At 67.2% G+C, this 23,074-nt stretch carries 21 protein-coding genes; 10 read left to right on the forward strand and 11 right to left on the reverse strand.

Annotated features, from left to right (window positions below; genetic code table 11):
- Positions 1-42 precede the first annotated feature (42 nt).
- Positions 43-831 carry a DeoR/GlpR family DNA-binding transcription regulator gene (locus J2W23_RS04945; RefSeq protein ID WP_307647870.1) on the reverse strand — a complete coding sequence of 263 codons (789 nt, stop codon included), beginning with the start codon at positions 829-831 and terminating at the stop codon, positions 43-45.
- A gap of 258 nt (positions 832-1,089) precedes the next feature.
- On the opposite strand from J2W23_RS04945, the gene deoC reads away from it, so the two are divergent.
- The 10 genes from deoC (at position 1,090) to J2W23_RS04995 (ending at position 12,658) form a co-directional block, all read left to right on the forward strand.
- Positions 1,090-2,169 carry a deoxyribose-phosphate aldolase gene (gene deoC / locus J2W23_RS04950; RefSeq protein ID WP_307647871.1) on the forward strand — a complete coding sequence of 360 codons (1,080 nt, stop codon included), beginning with the start codon at positions 1,090-1,092 and terminating at the stop codon, positions 2,167-2,169.
- A 34-nt stretch (positions 2,170-2,203) separates the two neighbouring features.
- Entirely contained in the window at positions 2,204-4,606 is a 2,403-nt protein-coding gene (locus J2W23_RS04955) for an aldehyde dehydrogenase family protein (protein ID WP_307648070.1), read from the forward strand.
- A gap of 122 nt (positions 4,607-4,728) precedes the next feature.
- The gene (locus J2W23_RS04960) at positions 4,729-5,181 is read left to right on the forward strand and encodes an RbsD/FucU family protein (protein WP_307647872.1); all 453 of its coding nucleotides are present in this window, start codon (positions 4,729-4,731) and stop codon (positions 5,179-5,181) included.
- Between the two features lie 4 nt (positions 5,182-5,185).
- Entirely contained in the window at positions 5,186-6,139 is a 954-nt protein-coding gene (locus tag J2W23_RS04965) for a ribokinase (protein WP_307647873.1), read from the forward strand.
- An 11-nt stretch (positions 6,140-6,150) separates the two neighbouring features.
- Positions 6,151-7,203, forward strand: coding sequence for an ABC transporter permease (locus J2W23_RS04970; RefSeq protein WP_307647874.1), 1,053 nt, complete (start codon positions 6,151-6,153; stop codon positions 7,201-7,203).
- Positions 7,204-7,215: 12 nt separating this feature from the next.
- On the forward strand, positions 7,216-8,220 hold the full coding sequence (locus J2W23_RS04975; RefSeq protein WP_307647875.1) for a substrate-binding domain-containing protein: 1,005 nt from the start codon (positions 7,216-7,218) through the stop codon (positions 8,218-8,220).
- A 36-nt stretch (positions 8,221-8,256) separates the two neighbouring features.
- Positions 8,257-9,843, forward strand: a complete 1,587-nt coding sequence (locus tag J2W23_RS04980; protein ID WP_307647876.1) for a sugar ABC transporter ATP-binding protein — start codon at positions 8,257-8,259, stop codon at positions 9,841-9,843.
- Entirely contained in the window at positions 9,840-10,892 is a 1,053-nt protein-coding gene (locus J2W23_RS04985; RefSeq protein ID WP_307647877.1) for an ABC transporter permease, read from the forward strand. Before J2W23_RS04980 ends, J2W23_RS04985 begins: the two co-directional genes overlap by 4 nt.
- A 437-nt stretch (positions 10,893-11,329) precedes the next feature.
- A complete protein-coding gene (gene xth, locus J2W23_RS04990) occupies positions 11,330-12,115 on the forward strand; it encodes an exodeoxyribonuclease III (RefSeq protein WP_307647878.1) in 786 nt (261 codons plus the stop codon).
- A gap of 12 nt (positions 12,116-12,127) precedes the next feature.
- Positions 12,128-12,658, forward strand: a complete 531-nt coding sequence (locus tag J2W23_RS04995; protein WP_307647879.1) for a hypothetical protein — start codon at positions 12,128-12,130, stop codon at positions 12,656-12,658.
- A 33-nt stretch (positions 12,659-12,691) separates the two neighbouring features.
- On the opposite strand, the gene ntrC is transcribed toward J2W23_RS04995, so the two are convergent.
- From ntrC to J2W23_RS05045, 10 genes are all read right to left on the reverse strand, one after another.
- Positions 12,692-14,218, reverse strand: coding sequence for a nitrogen regulation protein NR(I) (gene ntrC, locus J2W23_RS05000; RefSeq protein WP_307647880.1), 1,527 nt, complete (start codon positions 14,216-14,218; stop codon positions 12,692-12,694).
- A gap of 24 nt (positions 14,219-14,242) precedes the next feature.
- The gene (gene glnL, locus J2W23_RS05005) at positions 14,243-15,322 is read right to left on the reverse strand and encodes a nitrogen regulation protein NR(II) (RefSeq protein ID WP_307647881.1); all 1,080 of its coding nucleotides are present in this window, start codon (positions 15,320-15,322) and stop codon (positions 14,243-14,245) included.
- Between the two features lie 7 nt (positions 15,323-15,329).
- The gene (locus tag J2W23_RS05010; RefSeq protein ID WP_307647882.1) at positions 15,330-15,848 is read right to left on the reverse strand and encodes a hypothetical protein; all 519 of its coding nucleotides are present in this window, start codon (positions 15,846-15,848) and stop codon (positions 15,330-15,332) included.
- Between the two features lie 235 nt (positions 15,849-16,083).
- Entirely contained in the window at positions 16,084-17,499 is a 1,416-nt protein-coding gene (gene glnA / locus J2W23_RS05015; RefSeq protein WP_042582369.1) for a type I glutamate--ammonia ligase, read from the reverse strand.
- A 146-nt stretch (positions 17,500-17,645) separates the two neighbouring features.
- Positions 17,646-18,446: a competence/damage-inducible protein A gene (locus J2W23_RS05020; RefSeq protein WP_176658738.1), complete on the reverse strand. Its 801-nt coding sequence runs from the start codon at positions 18,444-18,446 to the stop codon at positions 17,646-17,648.
- Entirely contained in the window at positions 18,443-19,330 is an 888-nt protein-coding gene (locus tag J2W23_RS05025; protein WP_176658739.1) for an EI24 domain-containing protein, read from the reverse strand. The genes J2W23_RS05020 and J2W23_RS05025 overlap by 4 nt, the downstream gene beginning before the upstream one ends.
- 53 nt (positions 19,331-19,383) lie before the next feature.
- On the reverse strand, positions 19,384-20,358 hold the full coding sequence (locus J2W23_RS05030) for a sterol desaturase family protein (protein WP_176658740.1): 975 nt from the start codon (positions 20,356-20,358) through the stop codon (positions 19,384-19,386).
- Between the two features lie 10 nt (positions 20,359-20,368).
- Positions 20,369-21,175: a polysaccharide deacetylase family protein gene (locus J2W23_RS05035; RefSeq protein WP_307647883.1), complete on the reverse strand. Its 807-nt coding sequence runs from the start codon at positions 21,173-21,175 to the stop codon at positions 20,369-20,371.
- Positions 21,159-22,178, reverse strand: a complete 1,020-nt coding sequence (locus J2W23_RS05040) for a YncE family protein (RefSeq protein WP_307647884.1) — start codon at positions 22,176-22,178, stop codon at positions 21,159-21,161. Before J2W23_RS05040 ends, J2W23_RS05035 begins: the two co-directional genes overlap by 17 nt.
- A gap of 91 nt (positions 22,179-22,269) precedes the next feature.
- Complete coding sequence (locus tag J2W23_RS05045; RefSeq protein ID WP_307647885.1) at positions 22,270-23,019, reverse strand: pseudouridine synthase; 750 nt, start codon at positions 23,017-23,019, stop codon at positions 22,270-22,272.
- Positions 23,020-23,074: the final 55 nt, after the last annotated feature.

Genomic DNA, 23,074 nt, shown 5'->3' on the forward strand with positions numbered 1-23,074 from the left:
CGTCTGCCACTTTTGATGCAGCGGCCGATGTCGGAGGCGCCTTCATGCGACTTCACCCCGCGCGAATTCCACCGGCAGTTCCTTGAATTGCTTCTTGACGGCCGCAGTGGGCGCGCCGCCCACCAGGATCCGCGCGAAGGCCCGCAGCGGGCTGAAGAACGCGGGCCTCAGCGTGCCGAGCTTGCTCTCGTCGACGATGAGAAAGCTCTCCGACGCGCTGCGTATGGCCGCCTGCTTCACCGGCACCTCATGAAAGTTGGAACAGCTCGCGCCGCGCGCAACGTCGAGTCCGCCGGCCGAGATGAAGGCCTTGTTCACGCCCAGCTTGTCGAGGTACTGCAGCCCTTCGTCGGAAAAGAAAGTGGCCGATGACGGGTGGTACAGCCCGCCCATCAGCATCAGTTGCGTATTCGGCCGCCGGCTCAGCACTGCCGCAATGTTCGAGGAGTAACACACCACGCTCAACGGCATGCCAGGGGGCAGCGCTTCCGCGAAATGGACCATCGTGGTCCCGCAGTCGATGAACAGGCTGTCGTGCGGCTGCACCCACTCGGCCGCGCGCTCGCAGGCCAGGCGCTTGTTGGCGGCGTGCTGGTCGCTGGCCTCGTCGAGCGAATAGCGCTCGGCGCCCGGCAGCGTGGTCGCCAGCACATAACCGCCGAGAACCGAAAGCGGCGAGTCGGCCGATGACAGGTCGCGGCGGATGGTCATCTCGGTCACGTCGAGCCGCTGGGCCGCCTGCTTGATGGGCAGCGGGCCGCCGGCCTCGACGAGTTCCTGCATCTTCGCCAGGCGCACGGCCCGGGCCTCGGCTCCTGCGGTCTTTCGCATCTTCGGGTTCCTCTGGTCCAAGCCCTGGAGTATCGGTCATCGCAGGTTTTTAAATGTTATTTGAAAAACATCTTGCCTGATTAAATGTTGTTGTCATAACATTCACGTCAACACGCCGCCGGCCCTGCACGACGGCACGCACGACGAACGACACCACCGCTGCGCCGCCGCGCGACGCAGCACCGGAGACACACAAGACATGCCCTTTGCCTGCCCGCCGCACCTGCGGCCCCTGCGCGCCACGGCGCCCATCACGTCATGACATCCACCTCCCTCGTTCGCAGCAGCGGCGCCGTGCGCTCGCGGCCGGCGCCGCCCGCCAGCGCCGTCGCGGCGCTCGCCCCCGCGGCCCCTGCCGCATCCGCCGAAGCACTGGCGCCGCCGCACGCCGCCGCACGCAACACCGCGCAGCCCTTCGACACCGGCTGGTTCGACAACATCCGAATCAACCTCTCGGCCGCCGAACGCCGCGTGGCCACGCTGCCGGGACGCCGCTCCGTCAAGAAAGACGCGCAGGCCGGCTGGCTGCTCAAGGCCATCACCTGCATCGACCTGACCACGCTCAACGGCGACGACACGGCCGAGCGCGTGCGCCGGCTTTGCGCCAAGGCGGTCACGCCCGTGCGTCCCGACCTGCTGGCCGCGCTGGGCTTTGCCGACCGCACGCTGCACACGGGCGCGGTGTGCGTGTACCACCGCTTCGTGTCGACGGCGGTCGAGGCGCTCGCGGGCACCGGCATCCCGGTGGCCGCGGTGTCTACGGGCTTTCCGGCGGGGCTCATTCCGCACGAGCTCAAGCTCAAGGAAATCGAAGCCTCGGTGCGCGATGGCGCCTCGGAGATCGACATCGTCATCACCCGCGAGCACGTGCTCACCGGGCAGTGGCAGAAGCTCTACGACGAGATGCGCGACTTCCGCAGCGCGGCCGGCGACGCGCACGTCAAGGCGATTCTTGCGACGGGTGAACTCAAGACGCTGCGCAACGTGGCCAAGGCCTCGATGGTCTGCATGATGGCCGGCGCGGATTTCATCAAGACCTCCACCGGCAAGGAAGGCGTGAATGCCACGCCGCTGGTCACGCTGGTGATGCTGCGGATGATCCGCCAGTACGAGGCCCGCACCGGCTTTCGCGTGGGCTACAAGCCCGCCGGCGGCGTCTCCACCGCCAAGACCGCACTCGACTATCAGGTGCTCATGAAGGAAGAGCTGGGCCGCGCCTGGCTCGAGCCCGACCTGTTCCGCATCGGCGCCTCCACGCTGCTGGCCGACATCGAGCGCCAGCTGGAGCACCACGTCACGGGCCGCTACTCGGCCTTCAACCGCCACCCGATCGGATGACCCGATGAGCAGCAGCCAGAACAACAACAGCAGCATCAGCGTCGCACGCTATTTCGACACCATGGACTACGGCCCCGCGCCAGAGAGCGACACCGATGCGCGCCAATGGCTCGCGCGCCATGCCGAGGGCTTCGGCCACTTCATCGACGGGCGCTTCACCCAGGCCTCGGCCGGCGCGCAGTTCGATACGGCCGAACCCGCCACCGGCCAGCGCCTGGCCGGCATCGCGCAGGGTTCCGCGCAGGACGTGGATGCGGCCGTTGCTGCGGCGCGCGCCGCGCAGCCCGGCTGGCTCGCGCTCGGCGGCCACGGCCGCGCACGCCACCTCTACGCCCTGGCGCGCATGGTGCAGCGCCATGCACGCCTCTTGGCGGTGGTCGAGGCGCTGGACAACGGCAAGCCCATCCGCGAGACGCGCGACCTGGACGTGCCGCTGGTGGCGCGCCACTTCTATCACCATGCCGGATGGGCGCAGCTGCAAGAGCGCGAGTTCGCCGACCAGGTGCCGCTGGGCGTCGTCGGCCAGATCATTCCGTGGAACTTCCCGCTGCTGATGCTCGCCTGGAAGATCGCGCCTGCGCTCGCCCTGGGCAACACTGTGGTGCTCAAGCCCGCCGAGCTCACGCCGCTGAGCGCCCTGCTCTTTGCCGAACTGGCCGCAGAGGCCGGCCTGCCGCCGGGCGTGCTGAACGTGGTGACAGGCGACGGCGCCACGGGTGCGGCGCTGGTCGCGCACGAAGGCGTCGACAAGATCGCCTTCACCGGCTCGACCGACGTGGGGCGCCTGATCCGCGAGGCCACCGCCGGCTCGGGCAAGTCGCTCACGCTGGAGCTGGGCGGCAAGTCGCCCTTCATCGTGTTCGACGATGCGGACATCGACGCGGCCGTCGAAGGCGTGGTCGATGCCATCTGGTTCAACCAGGGCCAGGTGTGCTGCGCCGGTTCGCGGCTGCTGCTGCAGGAAGGCATTGCGGCCGACTTCATCGAACGCCTCAAGCGCCGCATGCAGAGCCTGCGCGTGGGCTCGCCGCTGGACAAGACGATCGACATGGGCAGCCTGATCGACCCCACCCAGCTCGAGCGCGTGCGCACGCTGGTGGCCACCGGCGTGCGCGAAGGCGCGAGCTGCTTCCAGGCACCGGGCTCACTGCCGCCGGGCGGCAGCTTCTTCCCGCCGACGCTGCTGACCAACGTGCACCCCGCATCGACCGTGGCGACCGAAGAGATCTTCGGCCCGGTGCTGGTGACCATGACCTTCCGCACGCCCGACGAAGCCGTCGCGCTGGCCAACAACACGCGCTACGGCCTGGCCGCGAGCGTGTGGAGCGAGACCATCGGGCTGGCACTGGGCATCGCGCCGCAACTGCAGGCCGGCGTGGTGTGGGTCAACGCGACCAACCTGTTCGATGCGGGCGTGGGCTTCGGCGGCTACCGCGAATCGGGATACGGCCGTGAAGGTGGGCGCGAGGGCTGCTACGAATACCTGAAGCCGCGCGCCTGGGCCGAGCGCAAGCCGCGCACTGCGGCTGTCGCATTGGAAGCCGCGAACGAGGCGCCCAAGACGCAGCCCAAGTCTTCGATCACGCTGCCGGCCATCGACCGCACGGCCAAGCTGTTCGTCGGCGGCAAGCAGGTGCGCCCGGATGGCGAGCTCTCGCACCCGGTGTTCGCGGCGAACGGGCAACGCATCGGCGAGGTCGGCACTGGCAACCGCAAGGACATCCGCAACGCCGTCGCCGCCGCGCGCTCGGCCGCGAGCTGGTCGAGCGCCACGCCGCACCGCCGTGCACAGGCGCTCTACTACCTCGCGGAAAACCTCGCGGCCCGCGCCGACGAATTCGCCGGGCGCATCGCCAGCCTGACCGGCGTGGGCGCGCCTGCGGCGCAGGCCGAGGTCGATGCCTCGGTGAGCCGCCTGTTCGCCTACGGCGCATGGGCCGACAAGTACGAAGGCACGGTGCATGTGCCGCCGCTGCGCGGCGTGGCGCTGGCCACCGTCGAGGCCATCGGCGTGGTCGGCGTGGTGTGCCCCGACGAGGCGCCGCTGCTGTCCTTCGTGAGCCTGTTCGCGCCGCTCATGGCCATGGGCAACCGCACGGTGATCGTGCCGAGCGAGAGGCATCCGCTGGTGGCCACCGACTTCTACCAGGTGCTCGAAACCTCCGACCTGCCGGCCGGCACGATCAACCTGGTGACCGGCCCCGCGGCCAGCCTCGTGCAGACGCTCGCCGAGCACGACGACGTCGACGCGCTCTGGGTTTTCGGCGCGAAGGCGCTCTCGCGCAACGCCGAGCGGCTGTCGGTGGGCAACCTCAAGCGCACGCTGGTCGACCACGGCCTGGCCACCGACTGGCACGACGCCGCCTCGGCCGAGGGCGCGCTGTTTCTGCGGCACGCCACCCAGGTCAAGAACATCTGGATTCCCTATGGCGAATGAGCGCCCGGCGTCCAACGGAGCCAAGGAAACCAAGGGAAATCCCCAAATAGCAAACGTTTGCGCAAACGTTTTCTTTCTCTAAGATACGTCGAAAGAACGACAAGTCCTTCACGGAGACAAACATGCTGAAGTCCATCCATCCGCTGCTCAATGCGGACGTGCTTTACGCCCTGCGCGCCATGGGCCATGGCGACGAACTGGTGCTGTGCGACGCCAACTTCCCGGCCGATTCGGTCGCACGCCAGACCACCCTGGGCCGGGTGCTGCGCATCGACGGCGTGGGCACCACCGAGGCGGCGCGCGCCATTCTTTCGGTGCTGCCGCTGGACAACGCGGTGGACGATCCCGCGCGACGCATGGAGATCATGGGCGCGCCGAACGAGATCCCGCCGGTGCAGCAGGAAATGCAGCGCGAGATCGATGCGGCCGAGGGACGCGCCCGCCCGCTGGGTTCCATCGAGCGCTTCGCCTTCTACGAAGCCGCGCGCCGCGCCTACTGCGTGATCGCCACGGGCGAGCGCCGCTTCTACGGCTGCTTCATCTTCAAAAAAGGCGTGCTCGCGCCCGAGGCCTGATCGAATGACCGCCATCCCCGTCTCTTCACAGCAGCAGCGCGGCGTCGCCGTGCTCGGCATCTTCGTGGCCGACCTCGCATTCCGCGCGGCCCAGCTTCCGGGCGTCGGCCAAACCATCGCGGGCTCGGGCTTCGCCATGGGGCCCGGCGGCAAGGGCTCGAACCAGGCCGTGGCGGCAGCGCGCGCGGGCGCGGGGGTCACGTTCATCTCCAAGCTCGGGCAGGACGCCTTCGCCGCGAACGCGCTCGCGCTCTGGGCAGAGGAAGGCATCACGCCGCGCACCCCGCAGGTGGCGGGGCAGCCGACCGGTGCGGCCTTCATCTACGTGCACGAGGTCTCGGGCGCCAACGCGATCATCGTTGTGCCGGGCGCCGCAGCGCTCATCGACGCGGCCGACGTAGACGCGGCGGCCGATGCCATCCGCGGTGCGCGCGTGTTCGTCACGCAGCTCGAACAGCCCGCCAGCGCCGCGCAGCGCGGCCTGGAACTGGCGCGCGCCGCCGGCACGGTGACGGTGTTCAACCCCGCGCCCGCCCTGCCCTTCGACGATGCGCTGTACGCGCTGTGCGACTACATCACGCCCAACGAGCACGAGGCCGCGGCGCTCAGCGGCATCGCGGTGGAAACCATCGACGATGCGCGCCGCGCGGGCGACTTCTTCCTGGCCAAGGGCGTGGGCTGTGCGCTCATCACGCTCGGCGACAAGGGTGCGCTGCTGCACAGCGCGAGCGGCTCGGTGCACATCCCCGTGTTCAATGCCGGTGCGGTGAAGGAAACGACCGGTGCGGGCGACGCCTTCAACGGCGGCTTCGCGGCGGCACTGGCCGAAGGCGCCTCGCCGCTGGAGGCCGCGCGCTTCGGCTCGGCGGTGGCCGCCATCTCGGTCACGCGCGCCGGCACCGCGCCCTCGATGCCCACGCGCGCCGAAGTCGATGCGCTGATGCACCGCGCCCACTGAAAGAGCCCGCCATGACTTCCAGGTTTTCAGACCGCGAACTCAACTTCCTGGTCGCCATCAACGTCGTGATCCTCGTGGTCGCGACGGTGCTGTCCAAGGGCGACTTCCTCGACGTCTACAACTTCCAGTCGATGGGCGGCCAGTTGCCCGAACTGGGCCTGCTGGCGATGGGCGTGGCGCTGTCGATGATCTCGGGCAACGGCGGCATCGACCTGTCGGGCGTTGCGCTGGCCAACCTGGCCGGCGTGGTTGCCGCCACGGTGGCGCCGATGCTCGCGGCGCCCGACGCCTCGCCCTGGATCTACACGGCATGGTTCGCCGTGATCGCGCTGGCGGTGGGCCTGGCGGGCGGGCTGCTCAACGGGCTGCTGATCGCGCGCGCCGGGCTCACGCCCATTCTCTGCACGCTGGGCACGCAGCTGCTCTACACCGGCTTCGCCGTGGTGCTCACCGGCGGCTCCAGCCTGCGCGTGGGCGATGCCGAGCCGCTCTCGGCCATCGGCAACGAGATGGTGCTGGGCGTGCCGATTCCGTTCGTCATCTTCGTGGCGATGCTGCTGGGCGTGGGCTGGCTGCTCAAGCAGAGTCCCTTCGGCATCCGTCTCTTCCTCCTGGGCACCAATGCCAAGGCGGCGCGCTACGCGGGCATTTCGCAGAACCGCATGCTGGTGGCCACCTACGCGCTGTGCGGCGTGCTCGCGGCGGTGGCGGGCGTGATCATCGCGGCCCGCACGGCCAGCGTGAAGTCGGACTACGGCAACTCCTACCTGCTCATCGCCATCCTCATCACGGTGATGGCGGGCGTGCGTCCACAGGGCGGCTACGGGCGCATGGTGTGCCTGTTCTTCTCGGCCGTGGCGCTGCAGCTCCTGTCCAGCACCTTCAACCTGCTGGGCATCTCCAACTTCTTCCGCGATTGCGCCTGGGGCCTCTTGCTGCTGTTCTTCCTGGCATCGGCACGGTTGAGCCTTGCCGACCTGCGCAGCTTCGTTTCGATTACGCGCTCCAGCGCACCGCCGCACCAGTCCCCTCCTGGCGCGACGCGAAGAACCACCGAGGGCTAGGAGACAAAAGACATGCTGAAGAAAACAAAGATCGCCTGCACCGTGCTGGCACTGGGCACCGTGGCCTTCGCCTCCGCGCTGCATGCGCAGGGCAAGCCGCAGGACATCGTCACCGTGGTGAAGATCACCGGCATCAGCTGGTTCAACCGCATGGAAGTGGGCGTGAAGGAATTCGGCGCCAGCACGCCGGGTGTCGCCACCCGCCAGATCGGCCCGGCCCAATCGGACGCCGCGCAGCAGCAGCGCCTGATCGAAGACCTGGTGGCCAAGAAGGTCGATGCGATCGCCGTGGTCTCGATGGACCCGCCCACGCTCGAGCCGGTGCTCAAGCGCGCGATGGAGCGCGGCATCAAGGTGGTGACGCACGAGGCCGACAACCAGAAGAACACCATGGTCGACATCGAGGCTTTCGACAACACGGCCTATGGCGCGCGCATCAACGAACGCCTGGCCGCCTGCATGGGCCAGCAGGGCAAGTGGACCTCGCTGGTCGGCTCGCTGGGCAGCCAGTCGCAGGTGCAGTGGGCCGACGGCGGCGCGAACAACGCGAAGAAGTACCCCAAGATGCAGCTGGTCGATGCCAAGAACGAGTCGCTCAACGACGCGGAAAAAGCCTACGGCAAGGCCAAGGAAATGCTGCGCAAGCACCCCGACCTGAAGGGCTTCCAGGGCTCGTCGTCGCTCGACGTGCTGGGCATCGGCCGCGCGGTGGAAGAAGCCGGCCTGCAGGGCAAGGTCTGCGTGTACGGCACGGGTCTGCCGAGCGAGGCGGCCAAGTTCCTCGAGTCGGGCGCGGTCGGCGGCATCGCCTTCTGGGATCCGAAGGACGCCGGCATCGTCATGAACAAGGCGGCCAAGATGCTGCTGGACGGCAAGACCATCACCGACGGCACCGACATGGGCGTGCAGGGCTACAACAAGGTCGCGGTCAAGAAGGGTCCGGGCGTGGGCATCATCGTCACGGGGCAGGCCTGGGTCGAGGTCGACAAGCAGAACTACAAGAAGTACGCCTTCTGATCCTTGCCTTCCGATCGTCGCGAAAGCCTTGAGCACATGACCCCTTCCGCACCTTCCACGCAAAGCCCGGTGCCCGGCACCGGGCGCCGTGTCTTCCTCGAAGTGCAGGACGTGCACAAGCGCTTCGCGGGCGTGCACGCGCTGCGCGGCATCGACCTCACGATCGAAGCCGGCGAGATCTACCACCTGCTCGGCGAGAACGGCTGCGGCAAGAGCACGCTCATCAAGATCATCTCGGGCGCGCAGCCGCCGAGCCAGGGGCGCATCGTGATCGATGGCCATCCACACGAATCGCTGTCGCCGCTGGAGGCGCTCACGCTGGGCATCGAGACGGTCTACCAAGACCTGTCGCTGCTGCCGAACATGAGCGTGGCCGAGAACGTCGCGCTCAGCGAGCAGCTGGTCGCCACCGGCGGCAAGCTCGCGCGGCGCTTCGACCGCAAGGCGGTGGCCGCCACGGCCGTGCGCGCCCTCGAAACGGTGAAGCTGCCGACCGACGCGGCCTTTCTTGCGCGCCGCGTCGACGAGCTGCCCATCGCCACGCGGCAGCTGGTGGCGATTGCGCGCGCCGTGGCCACGCGCGCGCGCATGGTCATCATGGACGAGCCCACCACCTCGCTCACGCAGAAGGAAGTCGACAACCTCGTGCATGTGGTCGAGCACCTGCGCGCGCAGGGCGTGGCCGTGCTGTTCGTGAGCCACAAGCTGGACGAGTGCATGGCCATGGGCGGCCAGGCCATCGTGTTCCGCGACGGCACGAAGGTGGCGCAGGGGCCGATCCGCGACTTCACCAAGGCCGAGCTCGCGCACTGGATGACGGGCAAGCAGCTCGACGGCGCGCGCTACCGCCACCGGACGCACGGCGGCGACACGCTGCTGAAGGTCGAGGCGCTCGGCCGCGGCGCGCAGTTCAGCGACGTGGATTTCACGCTGCACAAGGGCGAGATCCTGGGCATCACCGGGCTGCTCGACTCGGGCCGCAACGAGCTGGCGCTGGCCCTGGCCGGCGTGCAGGCCGCCGACCGCGGGCGCATCGCGCTCGACGGCCGGCAGGTCACGCTGAAGACGCCGAGCGACGGCATCCGCCAGGGCATCGGCTACGTGCCGGAAGACCGGCTGAGCGAGGGGCTGTTTCTCGACAAGCCGATTCGCGACAACATCGTCACGGCCGTGCTCGGCCGCCTGCGCGGCCGCTTCGGCGCACTCGATGCGAAGCAATGCCAGGCGCTGGCCGAACGCACCGTGGGCGATTTGCAGATCGCCACGCCCGACGTGGACCGCCCGGTGCAATCGCTCTCGGGCGGCAACCAGCAGCGCGTGCTCATCGGCCGCTGGCTCGCCATCGACCCGCGCGTACTGATACTGCACGGCCCCACCGTGGGCGTGGACGTGGGCTCCAAGGACACCATCTACCGCATCGTGCAGCGGCTGGCCGAGCAGGGCCTGGGCGTGATCCTGGTCAGCGACGACCTGCAGGAGCTGCTGCAGAACTGCGACCGCATCCTGCTGATGCGCAAGGGCCGCATCGCCAACGACTTCGACGCACAGGGCCTGGCCGAGAGCGAGCTCTACCACGCACTGGTTTCCGACTCCCCCACTTCTGCTTCCCCCGCATTCTCATGACGGCCTCCACCATGCAAGCGCATTCCACGACCGCGCCGACCCCGGCTGCGCAAGCGGCCCCCAAGGCACCGGCCTCCTGGCGCGGCTGGCTCGCGCAGCGCCCCTCGGTCTTCACGCTCGCGCTGATCGTGCTGGTGTGCCTGGCGGTCGGCGCCATCAACCCGGGCTTCTTCCAGCTGCCGGTGCTGTTCGACATCGTGCGGGCCTGCACGGTGCTCGGGCTGTTCGCGCTGGGCGTGCTGATCGTGCTGGCCGCCGGCGGCATCGATGTGTCGTTCGCCGCCATTGCCGCGCTCACGATGTACAGCATCACGAAGCTGGTGCTGAACCACTTTCCCGAAGCGCCCATCGCCTTGCTGCTGGCGGCAGGCGCGGTGAGCGGCGCGGTGCTGGGCGTGTTCAATGGCCTGCTGGTGCATTGGCTCAAGGCGCCGTCGCTGATCGTGACCATCGGCACGCAGTACCTGTACCGCGGCATCCTGCTGACGTTCGTCGGGACGGTGTTCTTCATGAACGTGCCCGCGCCGATGGACGCGTTCGGCAAGCTGGCGCTCTGGCGCTTCGACACCGCGCAGGGCCTGCACGTGGTGCTGCCCGCCACGGTGCTGGTGCTGGCCGGCGCGGCAGTGCTGACGTGGTGGCTGCTGAACCGCACGCTCATCGGCCGCGCGGTGTACGCCATCGGCGGCAGCCTCGCGATTGCCGAGCGGCTGGGCTACAACCTGCGCACGGTGCACATCTTCGTGTTCGCCTACGCGGGCTTCCTGTCGGGGCTGGCGGGCATCGTGCACGTCTCGAGCACGCGCCTGGCGAATCCCTTCGACCTGGTGGGCAACGAGCTGGACGTGATCGCCGCCGTGATCCTGGGCGGCGCGCGCATCACCGGCGGCAGCGGCACCGTCGGCGGCACGCTGCTGGGCGTGGTGCTGGTCACGCTGATCAACAACGTGCTGATCCTGGCGGGCGTGCCGAGTACCTGGCAGAAGGTGATCATCGGGGCGTTCATCCTGGTGGCCGGCGCCTGCTTCGCCATGCGCAAGCAGGGCTGAGGTTCCCGCCCGCCAGCAGGGTGCCAAAGGGCCCTGCGCCAGTTCGTCGACCAGGCGCGGTGGCGTGCCACCGCCCATGAAGCCACCGATCATGCGAACGCAGCCGTTCGGAATCAACGCTGCAACGCTGCGATTTCAACGGCCTGAACTGCTTCAGGGTTCCCCGGGTCCACGTCTCAGGCCGCGTCGATGAGAATGAACGCCATGCGCGCGACCGCGTCTGACCGATTGGCGCAGGCTGGTTCGTGGCGCGCAGGATGAGAACGTCGCCGGCTCGAAGCGTGGCTTCCTGCGTACCAAGGCCGTGAAGCTGGCCGATCGGTGCCCAAGGGGCCAAGCCGCAGCGATTCATGGAACGGGTAGGCCAGCGGGCACAGACCCAAAATTACGCCATGAAAAGGCAAAAAACTGTTCGAATACAACAACTTAGCAAAGTCATGAAAATTGCCACCTGGAACGTCAACTCCCTCACGGCCCGCCTGCAGCACGTGCTCGACTGGCTGATCGCCAACCCGGTCGACGTGCTCTGCCTGCAGGAGCTCAAGATGTCCGACGACAAGTTCCCGCTCGAGGTGCTCAAGTCGGCCGGCTACGAGGCCGCAGTGTTCGGCCAGAAGACCTACAACGGCGTCGCCATCCTGAGCCTCGCGCCGGTGCGCGACGTGGTGAAGAACATCGGCGGTTTCACGGACGACCAGTCGCGCGTGATCGCCGCCACCGTCGAGACGCCGACGGGACCGCTGCGCGTGGTCAACGGCTACTTCGTGAACGGCCAGGCGCCGGGCACCGACAAGTTCGAATACAAGCTGAAGTGGCTGGACGCGCTGCGCGAATGGCTGCGCCAGGAGCTCGTGGCGCACCCGAACCTGGTGCTGCTGGGCGACTTCAACATCACGCCCGAAGACCGCGACAGCTTCGACCCGGTGGGGCTGAAGGAAACGATCCATCACACGACCGAGGAGCGCAACCATTTCAAGGCGCTGCTCGGCCTGGGCCTGACCGACAGCTTCCGCATGTTCGAGCAACCCGAGAAAAGCTACTCGTGGTGGGACTACCGCATGCTCGGCTACCAGAAGAACCGGGGCCTGCGCATCGACCACGTGCTCGTGAGCGAGCCGCTGGTGCCGCGCGTGAAGGGCTGCGTCATCGATCGCGTGCCGCGCAAGTGGGAGAAGCCGAGCGATCACGCGCCCGTGGTGCTCGACCTGGCCCCGGACGCCTGAGCCCAGCCCGCAATGACCAAGCACCTGCTTCTGCGGACCGGCCGCACCCTTGGAATCTTCGCCATCGCGCTGACGCTGGGCGCCTGCTCGATCCTCAAGCCCGCCGAGAAGACGGAAGACGGCAAGAGCGCCACGACGCCGACAGACGAAGCGGGGCCGCCGGGCAAGAGCGACGTGCCGACGGTGCGGCTGATCACAGCACAGACACCCGCCGTGCGCACCTACCGCAAGACGGGCGCGCGCCACATCTACAAGGCGTACGCCAACCGGATCTACAAGGGAAAGATTCCGCCGCTGGTCTACGCCGTGGTGGTGGTCGAGACGGACATCGATGCGGATGGCAAGGTAACCAACGTGAGCTTCAGCCGCGTGCCGAGCCATGCGCCGGAGGTGCCGCCGATGATTGCCGAGCTCATCAAGGCGACGTCCCCGCTGCCTTCGCCGGGCAAGCTGGGCGGGCATACCTATGTCGATACCTGGCTCTGGGACAAGAGCGGAAAGTTCCAGCTCGACTCGCTGACGCTGGGCCAGCGAAGCCGGTAGCAGTCCCCGAGGCGCGATGCCTCGGGCCCGCGCTCACTCGATGCCGAGTTCCTGGATCTTCCGGGTGATGGTGTTGCGCCCGATGCCCAGCTTCTGGGCGGCTTCGATGCGCCGGCCGCGGGTGCTGCCCAGCGCCGTGAGGATCAGGCGCGACTCGAAGCGGCGCGAGAGCACATCCCAGACGTCCGTGCGGCCGGCCGCCAGCAAGGCTTGGGCTTCGAGCTCCAGGCCGCTTTCCCAGCTGCTCACGCCGGCCGGGGCTTCCGTGGCTTCGGATGCAGTCGTCGCCGATACGGATTCGCGCTCGGTGATGGCCGGCAAGGGCGCGGCCAGGGGATGCGCAGTAGTCGTCGCCGGCACCAGCGCCTCGGTCACATGCCCTTCGGCGGCAGCCGCCATCACTTCGGGCGGCAGGTCCTTCGCTTCGATCAGCTGCGCGGGCGCCATCACGGTCAGCCAATGGCAGATGTTCTCGAGCTGGCGCACGTTGCCCGGGAAGCTGAAGGCCGCGAGCTTCGCCAGCGCCGCATCGGAGATGCGCTTGGGCTCCACGCCCAGCTGACGCGCGCTCACCTGCAGGAAGTGGCGCGTGAGCGCTGGCACATCCTCGCCGCGCTCGCGCAGTGCCGGCAGGCGCAGGCGGATCACGTTGAGGCGGTGGAACAAGTCTTCGCGGAAGCCGCCGAGCTTCACGCGCTGTTCCAGGTCCTGGTGGGTCGCCGCGATCACGCGCACGTTGGCCTTGACCGAGTTGTGGCCGCCCACGCGGTAGAAATGACCGTCGCTCAGCACGCGCAGAAGACGCGTTTGCAGGTCGAACGGCATGTCGCCGATTTCGTCGAGGAAGAGCGTGCCGCCCTCGGCCTGCTCGAAGCGGCCGCGCCGCATGGTCTGCGCACCGGTGAAGGCGCCGCGCTCGTGGCCGAAGAGTTCGCTCTCCAGCAAGTCCTTGGGAATGGCCGCGGTGTTGATGGCCACGAAAGGGCCGTTGGCGCGCGGCGAGTGCTTATGCAGCGCGCGCGCCACCAATTCCTTGCCCGAACCCGATTCACCGGTGATGAGCACCGTGACGTTGCTTTGCGACAGCCGCCCGATGGCGCGGAACACGTCCTGCATCGCGGGGGCTTGGCCGAGCATTTCGGGCGCGGCGACCATGCGCTCTTCGGAGACTTCCTCGCGCTGGCTTTCGTCGACCGCGCGGCGGATGAGTTCGACTGCGCGCGGCAGGTCGAAGGGCTTGGGCAGGTATTCGAAGGCGCCGCCCTGGAAGGCCGAGACGGCGCTGTCGAGGTCGGAGAACGCCGTCATGATGATGACCGGCAGGCCGGGGTGCTTGGCCTTGATCTTGTCGAGCAGGTCGAGTCCGGAGCCGCCGGGCATGCGGATGTCGCTCACCAGGACCTGGGGGCCCTGCTGTTCGTCGTCGTCGGCTTGCTCCAGGGCCGCGAGCACCTCGCGCGTATTCGTGAAACTGCGCGTGGGCAAGTCTTCGCGCAGCAAGGCCTTCTCGAGCACGAAGCGGATCGATTGGTCGTCATCAACTATCCAGATCGGCTTCATGCATCTCCTTGTTGCCGTGCTGCGCTAGGGCAGCGGTATCAGTATCTTGAAATCGGTCCGGCCCGGGACGCTGTCGCACTCGATCACGCCGTGATGCTGTTGCACAAAAGTTTGCGCAAGCGTCAACCCCAGCCCTGTTCCGCCTTCCCTGCCCGATACGAGCGGATAGAAGATGCGGTCCTTGATCGTGTCCGGCACACCCGGTCCATTGTCGATGACATGCAATTCCAATGCCAATCGATACCACTGCTTGTTGAATATCACCTGGCGGGCGATGCGGGTCTTGAAAGTGATCTGCGCATCGCCTGCCGCGCGGCGCTCCGCGAGGGCCTGCGCGGCGTTGTGCACGATGTTGAGGGTGGCCTGGATGAGCTGCTCGCGGTCGCCGCGGAACTCGGGGATCGACACGTCGAAGTCGCGCTCGATGTGCAGGTCGCGCGGAAACTCCGCAAGGATCACCGAGCGCACGCGTTCGCAGACTTCGTGGATGTTGACGTCACCCACCACGTGCGGACGGCGATGCGGTGCCAACAGCCTGTCGACCAGCGTCTGCAGCCGGTCGGCCTCATGGATGATGACCTGGGTGTATTCGATGAGGTCGCGCGACTCGACCTCCATCTGCAGCAGTTGCGCCGCGCCGCGGATGCCGCCGAGCGGGTTCTTGATCTCGTGCGCGAGGTTGCGGATGAGCTCCTTGTTCGCCTGCGCCTGGTCGATGAGACGCTCTTCTCGGTCTTGCCGCACCTGGTGCTCGAGCGGCGACATCTCGATGATGAGTTCGCCCTTCTTGTCGCCATGCGCCAGCGTGACCTGCACCGGCATCAGCTCGTGATTGACGCGGCGCAGGAACGCTTCGTAGCGCAGCGTGGCGAAGTCGTTGCTGCTGGCGCCGTCGATGGCGGTGCGCAGCACCTGCGGCTCGTGGAAACACGCGCCGAACTGCGAGCCTTCGAGCGTCCGCCGCGAGGTGCCCAATGCGTCTTCGAGGCCCGCATTGGCGAACAGCACGGAGCCGTCGCTGTTGACCACGGCGATCAGCGTGGACAGCAGGTCGAAGGATTGAAAGCGCACGTTGGCGCCGACCGCCTTCTTCCCGAATGCCATGCGTTGCTTACTGGGGCTTGTTGCCGGGCAGCCGGCCGATTTCCCGGCGGATGCCTGCGATGTCGCTCTCGTTGCGCGCGAGTTCGGCCTTCATTTCGGCCACGCGGTCGAGGTACTTCTGGTAGTTGCGGCCTTCGCTGCCCTGCTTTTCGGGCTCGCCGTTGTTGTATTCCTTCTGCAGCTCGGCCTGGCGGGCCTCGGCCTTCTTGAGCTCGGACTCGAGCACCGAACGGGCTTCGCCGTCCCGGGCGCGCTGGTCGACGCCTTCGACGCGCGGGCTGCCGGCCGGTGCGCGCGCCGCGGACGAACCCGAACTGCCCGAGCCGCCCGACGACTTCGTCGTGCCGCCACCACCCTGGACGACGGTGACGTTGCCGCCCTCCATGACCTTGCAGCCCTTTTGCTGGGCGATGGTGGAGTTGTTGGTGTATTCATTGCCGCAGCGCCATACACGCTCCTGCGAGGACGCTGGCAGGGCGAAGGCCAACAATGAACCGGCCAGGATAATGAGAGAAGCAGTCTTCATGTGAATCGGTGGGTGGCGCGACAAAGGCGCATTTTCATGCAATTCGAGGCCACCGGTGACAAGATGTTCCGGCCCAAGGAAAAAGGACGGCCGAGGCCGTCCTTTCATAACCCATCAGGCTTACACCGTCCCTTTCGCGGGACACCGAGGAACCGGCTTTGCCGGGCCTCCGGTGTCGCCCCCGGTAGGGGTTGGCGAAGCGACACGAAGTGCGCGCAGCCTGGGGGCGAGCCAATTACAGCGAGTAGTACATGTCGAATTCGACCGGGTGCGTCGCCATGCGGAAGCGGGTGACTTCCTGCATCTTCAGCTCGATGTACGCATCGATGTACGCGTCGGTGAACACGCCGCCCTTGGTCAGGAACGCACGGTCCTTGTCCAGGTATTCCAGGGCCTGGTCGAGGCTGTGGCACACGGTCGGGATCAGCGCGTCTTCTTCCGGCGGCAGGTGGTACAGGTCCTTGCTGGCGGCTTCGCCCGGGTGGATCTTGTTTTCCACGCCGTCGAGACCGGCCATCAGCAGCGCCGCGAAGCCCAGGTACGGGTTCATCAGCGGATCGGGGAAGCGCGCTTCGACGCGGCGGCCCTTCGGGTTGGCCACGAACGGGATGCGGATCGAGGCCGAGCGGTTCTTGGCCGAGTAGGCCAGCTTCACCGGGGCTTCGAAGCCGGGCACCAGGCGCTTGTAGCTGTTGGTGCCGGGGTTCGTGATGGCGTTCAGGGCACGGGCGTGCTTGATGATGCCGCCGATGTAGTGCAGCGCGAAGTCGGACAGGCCTGCGTAGCCGTCGCCGGCGAACAGGTTCTTGCCGTCCTTCCAGACCGACTGGTGCACGTGCATGCCCGAGCCGTTGTCGCCGACGATGGGCTTGGGCATGAAGGTGGCGGTCTTGCCGTAGGCGTGGGCCACGTTGTGGATCACGTACTTCTGCAGCTGGACCCAGTCGGCGCGCTGCACGAGCGTGCTGAACTTGGTACCCAGTTCCATCTGGCCGGCGTTGGCCACTTCATGGTGATGCACTTCGACCGGGATGCCGAGCGATTCGAGCACCAGGCACATTTCCGAGCGCATGTCCTGGAAGCTGTCGACCGGGGGAACCGGGAAGTAGCCGCCCTTGACCGCCGGACGGTGGCCGGTGTTGCCGTGCTCGTATTCCTTGTCGGTGTTCCACGAGGCTTCTTCGGAGTCGATCTTCACGAAGCAGCCCGACATGTCGTTCTTCCAGCGAACGCCGTCGAACACGAAGAATTCGGGTTCCGGACCGAAGAAGGCGGTGTCGCCCAGGCCCGAAGCCTTCATGTACGCCTCGGCGCGCTTGGCGAGCGAACGCGGATCGCGCTCGTAGGCCTTGCCGTCTGCCGGGTCGATCACGTCGCAGGTCAGGATCAGCGTCGTTTCTTCGAAGAAGGGGTCGATGTTGGCGGTGTTCGGGTCGGGCATGAGCTGCATGTCCGAAGCTTCGATCCCCTTCCAACCAGCGATGGACGAGCCGTCGAACGCGTGGCCCGAGGTGAATTTGTCTTCATCGAAAGCCGAGACCGGCACGGTGACGTGCTGCTCTTTGCCACGGGTGTCGGTGAAGCGGAAGTCGATGAACTTGACCTCGTTTTCCTTGACGAGCTTGAGTACATCGGCGACGGTCTTTGCCATCAGTTTCTCCTGAGTTGGATGGTGGTTAGGAATACGGGAACGAAGGATGCAGTTTCTGTGCCATTGTCGCCTCACGGAATGAGGCTTTATGAACAGATGCACCGCTTAAATACGGGCGAAGAATCACCAATATGGTGCATTGACTTTTAACGCACCAATTCTGGGCCAAGCTTGGCATCGAAAGTGTGCAACCCTTCGATCAGCTGGGTATAGGCCGCATCGAGCCGGCCGGGGTCGCCTTTGACGCCCAACTCGATGTGACGGCCGTATTGAGGGTGATCGACGCTGGGCAGGCTGAACACCTTGATGCCCGCGTGGGTCTCCTCGATGGCCTGCATCAGGGGCGTGAGGGTGGCTTCCATCGCACCGAAAACGATCACGGACTTCTCGGCGATGGCGTTGCGGGTGAAAAGCTCGGCATAACGGCTGTCGAGCACCGATTCGATCATCGGCCAGGCCATGACCGGGAAGCCCGGCACGAAATGCACATGGTCGACGCTGAAGCCCGGGATCTTGTTGTAGGGGTTCCGGATGATCGTCGCGCCCTGCGGAAATACGCCCATGTTGAGGCGGTGGATGTTGTCGGGCCGGTCGGGCTCGTAGGGCACGCCCTGCTCCTTGGCCGTGTCCTGCATGCGTTCGCGGATCAGCACCTCGGCTTCGGGGTGCAGCGCGAGCGGCACGCGCAGCGCCTTGGCGGCGCACTGGCGGGTGTGGTCGTCGGGCGTGGCGCCGATGCCGCCGGTCGAGAACACGATGTCGCCCGAGGCGAATGCGCGCATGAGCGCGGCGGTGATGCGCGTGGGCTCGTCGCCCACGTATTCCGCCCAGCCCAGCTGCAGGCCGCGTGCGGCAAGCAGCTCGATGACCTTGGGCATGTGCTTGTCGGCGCGCTTGCCGGAGAGGATCTCGTCGCCGACGACGATGAGACCGAATGCGCGTGTCATGGTGAACCCCATTGAGAAAGAGCGGCCTGGTTGGCTTCGGCCGCCTCGAGGGCGGGCGTGCCGCCTCCGGCTGAGGCCAGCGCCGCGGCGCGCTGCGTGCGCAGCTGGGCCAGGGCATCGAGGCAATAGTGTGCGAACCAGAGTGCCGAGAAGGCGAAGACCAATGTGTAGATCCAGATGGCGATCGGCACCAGCACGAAGAAGGCGGCGGCGAACAGCAATCCCGAAGCCCAGACGATGCTCGGTGCGGCACCGAGGTAACCGCACAGCACGCCGATGCACAGGAGTGGCAGCCGATGCGCGCGCAGCAGCGTGGCGCGCTCCTCGGGGCTCGCGTGCTCGGCGAGCGCATCGAAGCTCATGACGCGGTAGGTGAGCCAGCCCCAGATGAGCGGCGGAAGAATCAGCACCAGCGGCGGAATGAGCCAGAGCGGCATCGAGACCACCAGTGCCAGCAGCGCGAGGAGGGTCACGCCGAGCGAACGGGCCACGCTGCCGAGGAACGAGGCGCCCTTCTTCTGTTCCAGCGACGGAAAGCGGCGCTCGCCCACGAGCTTGGTGAGCGCCGGGGACATCAGGCCCGCCACGATCAGGAGCGACACCACCACGATCAGCGGCGTGGCGGCGAAAACCACCACCAGCGAGGCCAGCACGAAGGTCACGTCGCCCGAAAAAAGCCGCCCGATCCAGGCCCAGAAACTCGCGAGCAACGGCCAGGCGTCGAGCGCGCTGCGCGTCCAGGTGACGGCCGAGTCCCAATAGAAATAGCCGAGCCCCGCGGCCAGCAGCACCATCAGGCCCAGTGGCAGCAGCGACAGCACGATCACGCGCGGCAGCATGCAGTAGGCGACCGCGCGCCAGAAGGAGTCGAGGAGCAGGCGCATGAGGCAGCGAGGATAACGCCTGGGATCGGGCCCGGGGCGATTCCGGCAGCGATTCAGCCGCGGCCGACCATGCGTTTGAGGCCCAGCCACTGCTGCGCCCAGAAGCCACGGCCGTAGTCGCGCGTGCGGCCGCTTTCGTCCGGCTCGACCTGATCGCGGATACCGGTCGGGTCGTAGCGGTCCTCGAAGTTCGCGGTGCGGAACAGCATGTCCCACCACGGCAGCAGCACGCCGAAATTGTGGCCACCCAGCGTGCTCTTGCCGTTCGACTCATGGCCAAGGCCGATGCTGTGGTGCAGCCGGTGGAAGCGCGGGCTGATCCAGAGCCGCTCGCCGATGGCGCCGAAGCTGAGCTTCAGGTTCGCGTGCTGCAGGCTTTCGCTGAGCTGCGTGAAGGCGACGAATGCGATGAACTGCCCCGGCGCCACGCCGATCAGCTGCGCCACGACGACGATGATCGCGTCGTGAACGATGTCGTCGAGCAGGTGGTTGCGGTCGTCGCTCCACATCGTCATCTGGCGCTGCGAGTGGTGCAGCGAATGCAGGCCCCACCACCAGTTGAACTGGTGCTGGCCGCGGTGGATCCAGTAGCCCACGAAGTCGAGCACCACGAGGTAGATGGCAAAGGCCACCACCGGCACGTCGGTCACGCCGGGCCAGACTTCGTCGAGGTGAAAGGTGCCCCAACCCGCCGTGCGCAGGCTCCCCAGCGCATCGTCAAAGAAGGGCTGCAGTGTGAAAAACAGAGCCAGGCGGAACAACCCAAGCCGGTGGATCAACGTGTAGAGCACGTCGATGCGGATCGCGTGGCGGTCGACCACCGGCTCCACCGCGCGCCAGCGCTGCAGCGGTCCGATCACAGCGAGCAGCACGACGATCTGGATGAACCCGACCAGCAGCCAGCCGGTGGCGTCGAAGGCGTCCTCGGTCCAGCCGCCCAGGCCGACGGCGTACACCAGCGGCTGCACCGCCGTCTCGAAGAACCAGCCCTGCAGGGCGGAGAAAAGGTCCGTCAACCAGTCGATCACGAGAGCCGCCTCAGGGATGGGATGCGATCCAGGCGCGGTAATCCGGGTGCTGGCGCAGGGTCTGGAAGCAGAAGCCCTTGGCCTTCAGGCCGACGATCAGCGGCTCGAGATTGGCCGGCGCCCACGGGTCCTTGCGCGACCAGATGCCCAGGTGCGCGAGCAGGATGTCGCCAGGGCGGATGGTGTCCAGCGCCTGCGTCAGCAGTTTTTCGTTGCTGAATTTCTCGCTCGGCAGCTCGTCGCCGAGGAAGCCAGCGGGCGCCCAGCCCACGTGCTCGTAGCCACAGGCCTTGGCCGCAGCCAGCAGCTTGGGCGAGGTCTTGCCGCCCGGCGCACGGTACAGCGGCAGCGGCTTCTTGCCGGTGATGAGCGCCAGGCGATCGGAGGCCTTGCTGATGTTGGCGCAGTACTCGGCGGCGGTCCAGGTGAACTCGCGGCCGGCGAACGCACCCGCCGAAGGCTTCACGCGGAAGGTCGGCGTGGTGCCCTTCAGGTCGGCGCGCCAGTAGGTGTGGTCGTAGGTGTGCGAGGCGAACTCGTTGCCCTCGGCCGCCCTCGCCTTCCACCACGGCGCCCAGTGGTTGTCAAGGCTGTCGCCGTCGGTGACGGTGCGTTCGGCGGCGGCAAAGAAGGTGACGCGCACGTCCTGGCGCTTGAGCACCTCGGCCACCAGCGGGGCGATGCCCATGTGGCCGGTGTCGAAGGTCAGGTAGACCGGCTTTTCGCACGCGCCGCCCTGCGCCCAGGCGGCGGGGACGACGGAAACAGCCATCGCCAGCGCGACGGCCCGGCGGGCGCGGCTAGATGCGCTTGGCATGGTCAAGGGTCCAGACGCCGTGGGGCGAGCGGCCGACATTGACTTGCCGCACCACCTTCTGCGTGGCGAGGTCGACCACGGTGAGCTTCTTGGCCCAGCGCGAGGTGACGTACAGCGTCTTGCCGTCGGCCGACACGTCCATGCAGTCGGGGCCGCCGGGCACCGCGTAGGTGGCGCTGACCTTGAGCGTCGCAATGTCGATGCGGCTGATGGTGTTGGCCACGCGGTTGCTCACGAACACGCTCTTGCCGTCGCCGGCCGAGCGGAAGGCGTGTGCGCCCTTTCCGGTCGGGATCTTGCCGACCAGCTTGGGCTCGGTGCCGGCCACGTCGAACACCTGCACGCCGTCGCTGCCGGTCAGGCCCACGAGCAGGGTCTTGTCGTTATGGATGCCGTAGATGTCGGCCGGCATGGCGCCAGTGGCCACGCGCCAGCGGATGGTCTGCGTGGGCAGGTCGACGGCGATCATCTCGTCGCTGTCCTGCATCGTCACGTAGGCGATGGTGCTGGTGTTGTCGATCCAGATGTGGCTGGGCGTCTTGCCCGAGGCGATGCGCTTGGCGAGCTTGAGGTCCTTGCCGTCCCAGCGGTACACGTCCACGTGGTTCAGGCGGTTGCCCGCGGTGACGAACCACTTCATGTCGCGCGAGAACTGCAGCTGGTACGGATCGATGATGCCGTAGACCACCCGCTGCACTTCCGCCGTCTTCGGGTTGAGGAAGGTGAGCGAATCGCCCGCCGAGTTGGCCACGATGACCGACTTTTCGTCGGGCGTCATGTAGATGTGGTGCGGCTCCTTGCCAGTGGGAATGCGCAGCTTCTCGGTCCAGTCGACCGGATTGATCACGCTGACGTTGGCGTCCAGCGAGTTGAGAACGAAGATCGGCGGAGGCTCCGGCGGCGCAGCGGCGGCGGTCGCATGGACCAGCAGGGCTGAAAGGGCTGTCAGGGAAGAAAACAGGAAGGCCGCGATGCGGCCGTTCGGGCGGGCTGGGAGTCGCAAGGGGAAGGTTCCGGGAAAGAGCTGAGGATCTTAACGGTCGGCCCTGAAGGCTGGCTGACCGCTCCGGCGCTCTTTCTGCCCCCTTCTGCCTCTACTTTGGCGGTTTGGCGGGCTTGGCCGGCGCACGCAGCGCAGCGACCTCTTCGGCCGTCAGCCAGCGCCACTGTCCCGGCGCCAGGTCCTCGGGCAGCGCAAGGTCGCCGATGCGCGAACGGTGCAATCCCTCGACCCGGTTGCCCACCGCGGCCAGCATGCGCTTGACCTGGTGGTACTTGCCCTCGGTGAGGGTGAGCCGCAGGTGCAGCGGGCTGTCGGATTCGCAGGCGGCCGCGCGCACCGGCTTCGGGTCGTCGTCGAGCACAACGCCGGCGAGCAGCTTGGCGATCTGCGCCTCGTCCACCGGATGCTTGGCCGTCACTTCGTAGACCTTGGGCACATGGTGCTTGGGCGAGCCCATCTTGTGGATGAACTGGCCGTCGTCGGTCATCAGCAGGAGGCCGGTGGTGTCCTGGTCGAGCCGGCCGATCGCCTGCACGCCCTGCACCGCGCCCTTGTTGGGCCGAAGCCGCAGCGGCGACGGCAGCAGCGTGTAGATGCTCGGGTAGGTCGAGGGCTTCTGCGAGCACTCGGTGCCGGCCGGCTTGTGCAGCATCAGGTAGGCCTTCTCGTGGTAGGCCCATGGCGTGCCCTGCACGGTGCAGAGCAGGCCTTCGGGGTCGAGGTCGGCGAATGGGTCCGTCTCGGCCTTGCCGCCGATGGTCACGTGGCCTTGCTGGACCAGCCCCGCGCACACGCGTCGCGTGCCGAAGCCCTGGGTGTAGAGGATGTCTTGCAGGTGCATGGGAAATGAAAAAGGCGGCCGCGCCAGCGTGGCACGGCCGCCCCTGAGTTTGCAG

Origin of the sequence: Variovorax boronicumulans, from assembly GCF_030812215.1 — a bacterium.
GTDB classification, from domain to species: Bacteria; Pseudomonadota; Gammaproteobacteria; order Burkholderiales; family Burkholderiaceae_C; genus Variovorax; species Variovorax boronicumulans_C.